Annotated in this window: 4 protein-coding genes; all 4 read right to left on the bottom strand. The window is 59.6% G+C overall.

What is annotated here, in order from left to right; all coding sequences use genetic code 11:
• A partial coding sequence (locus AC1D0P_RS24000) for an amino acid ABC transporter ATP-binding protein (RefSeq protein WP_477679034.1) occupies positions 1–591 on the bottom strand: 591 nt, incomplete at its 3' end.
• Positions 588–1,253, bottom strand: a complete 666-nt coding sequence (locus AC1D0P_RS23995) for an amino acid ABC transporter permease (RefSeq protein WP_477679033.1) — start codon at positions 1,251–1,253, stop codon at positions 588–590. The genes AC1D0P_RS24000 and AC1D0P_RS23995, both read right to left, overlap by 4 nt.
• Positions 1,250–1,975, bottom strand: coding sequence for an amino acid ABC transporter permease (locus AC1D0P_RS23990; RefSeq protein ID WP_477679032.1), 726 nt, complete (start codon positions 1,973–1,975; stop codon positions 1,250–1,252). The genes AC1D0P_RS23995 and AC1D0P_RS23990 overlap by 4 nt, the downstream gene beginning before the upstream one ends.
• A 32-nt stretch (positions 1,976–2,007) precedes the next feature.
• Entirely contained in the window at positions 2,008–2,871 is an 864-nt protein-coding gene (locus AC1D0P_RS23985; RefSeq protein WP_477679035.1) for a transporter substrate-binding domain-containing protein, read from the bottom strand.
• Positions 2,872–2,910: the final 39 nt, after the last annotated feature.

Genomic DNA, 2,910 nt, shown 5'->3' with positions numbered 1-2,910 from the left:
GAGAATGACTTCCAGCACCTCATCAACCAACTCRGGGTCCAGCGCGGAAGTAGGTTCATCCAGCAGCATCACTTGCGGTTGACCGGCCAGGGCACGGGCAATGCCAACACGTTGCTGCTGGCCACCGCTCAGGGCTGCCGGACGCAGATCTGCCTTGGCAGTCAGACCGACCCGGTCCAGTGCCGCCATGGCCATCTGCCGTGCCCGCACTTCGCCGAGGCCTCTTGCCAGAAGCAGCGGGGCCATCACGTTGCCCAATGCCGTCATGTGCGGCCACAGATTGAACTGCTGAAACACCATGGCCAGCGGTGCGCGCGCGGCTGCGATTTCACGCTCACTGTCACGCACCCGGCGACCGTCCTGCATTTGACGCACACCCAGCGGCGTTCCCCGGATCAGGACTTCCCCTTCGTCGTGCTCATCCAGAAAGTTCATGCAGCGCAAGGCCGTGGTCTTGCCGGAGCCCGATGGGCCAATCAGCACCAGCACTTCGCCACGATGCACTTCAAGATTGATGCCGCGCAGGACCCGGTGCGTGCCGAACGACTTTCCAACCTCTCGCATTGCGATCATGGGCAAGGAATGATTCATCGGGGACTCCTGGGGTTTGCAGGGAAAGCCGCTCCCAGCCGGCGACCGGCTGCGCCGATGAGCAAGGTCATCAACCAATAGCAAGCGGAGAGCAGCAGATAGGGCTCGAAATAGGCGAATTTCTCGGCAACAATGTGACCCGTCGCCATGGTCAATTCCGGGTAGGTAATGATGGACGCCAGGGCCGATTCCTTGAGCACCAAAATGGTTTGGTTGGCCAGCAGCGGCACGCTCATGGCCAGCGCCTGGGGCATTTCAATGACGCGAAATGCCTTGAAGCGACTGATGCCCAAGGTTGCAGCGGCTTCCAGTTGACCTTTGGGAATGGTGTCCCAGCAGCTACGGAAAATTTCAGCGAAATAGGCCGAGCTATACACCGCCAATGTGATTGCGGCAGCCTGCAGCGGTGACAGCGTAATGCCCAGACCCGGCAATCCAAAATAGACGATAAAGAGTAGGGCCAGGAACGGCGTGAAGCGCAATACGCTGGTGTAGACGAGCAGAATGGCGCGGACTTTCCGACCGCCAAAGATGCGCAGCATGTTGAGGCCGAATCCCAGCAGCAATCCGCCAACGGCTGCAATCAGCACCAGCACCACGGTATGCCACGCAGCAACGCCGAAGGCAGGGAGAATGCTCTGTATGAGATCGAAATCGATCATGTAGGCGACCCCCCGAACGGCGATGCGAGAATTGCATTGCTGACCGGTCTGAACCGCCGTTCGGCCAGCTTACGTTTGACGACCCAGCCTGCAGCGACAAGCAGCAGCGCCAGCAGCAAATAGCTGACGGCAACTGCAAGGTAAACCTCCAGTGGCCGGAAATTGCCGGCGACGATCTGGCGGCCGATGCGGGCCAGATCGGTAACGGCAATGACCGAAACAATGGCGGAACCTTTGAGCACGTCAATGGCTTCTGAAACCAGCGTGGGCCAGACGGCCACAGCGATCTGCGGCAACTGGATCTGGCTGAAGGTCTGCCGGGGTGTGAGTCCGAAGACTCTGGCCGCCTCTATCTGACCATGCGGAATGGCCGCCAAACCGGCTCTTAATATCTCACATTGAAAGGCTGCCGAGTTGAGGCCCAGGGCCATCATGGCCGCCAGGGGCGGAGGCAGGTCAACACCGAGCGCCGATGGCAGGTAGAAGAGCATCAGCAACTGCACCAGCAGGGGTGTCCCCCGAAAAAAGCTCACGTAAAGCGCCACGGTCCGCTGGCGCAACCCCAACAGGCCGGGGCGCAAGGAGAGGCCCAGCAGGGCCGCCCCCATTGCAAAACCACAGACGATGGCCACCAGCGAGAGGCCCAATGTGGTGGCCGCACCCTCAGCCAGTCGCGGCAAGTAGCCCAACAAGCGAGCACCCAGGGTGGTATCTGTGAGCATGGGGGGTACTAACGGCTAAAAACCGATTGCCTTCACATCGATGGAACCGGCACTGCATCCACCGGAGTGTCCATGGTGAAGCCGAACCACTTCAGTTGGAGTTCCTTGAGCTTGCCGGAACGCGCCGCCTTGGCGATGCCGTCATTGAAGAATTTCACCAGGGACGCGCTTTCGGCATCCTTGCGTCCGACCCAGCCAAAGTAGGTTTTGGCTCCGATGGATTCGGGCACTACGGCATACAGGTCGCCACGTGTCTTCACCAGTGTGGAGAGATTGGACAGACTTTGTGCAACCGCATCCAGGCGGCCGGCGGTGAGGTCTGCGTACGCCTCATCAAAGCCGGTGTATTCCCGGATTTCCTTCACGCCGGGACGACCGGCTGCCTTCAATTTGGCGTCAAACGACTGCAGCGCCTTGAGCTGTGCCGATCCCGCTTGCGAGCCCACCACCTTGCCACTGATGTCGTCCGGTTTGGCCAATGCTGCATCCGCCTTGCGCTTGACCAGCGAGACGGTCGCGTCTGCAATCGGCAGGGTGAAGGCGAACTTGTCAGCACGTTCTTTTGTCATCGTCACAGACGTGATGACAAAGTCAAACCGCTTGGCAGCCAGTCCGGGCAGGATGCCTTGAAAAGGCAAGTCGAGTTGCTTGACGGCCACGCCCGGCAGGTCGGCCAGGATCAGGTTCATAAGGTCAGGTCCATAGCCGACGATCTTGCCGTCATTCACGTACTCGAAAGGAGCGAACTGCGCTTCGGTACCGACAACGATTTGCTTCCTGCTTTTCAGTTCGTCGAGCAAACTGCCCGCGATGGCATGGGACGACAAAAAGCCGCAGCCTGCAAGGATGGTGGCAGCAATGGACCAACGGACAAAGTGACGACGTGGCGTTTTCATGGCGATTTCCTGAGGTTGATGAAGGGTGAAGAATGGGTG

The organism is Polaromonas sp. P1_G2 (assembly GCF_056405515.1).
Note: the sequence above shows the minus strand (reverse complement) of the source record. Positions and strands in the feature narration are given on the sequence as shown.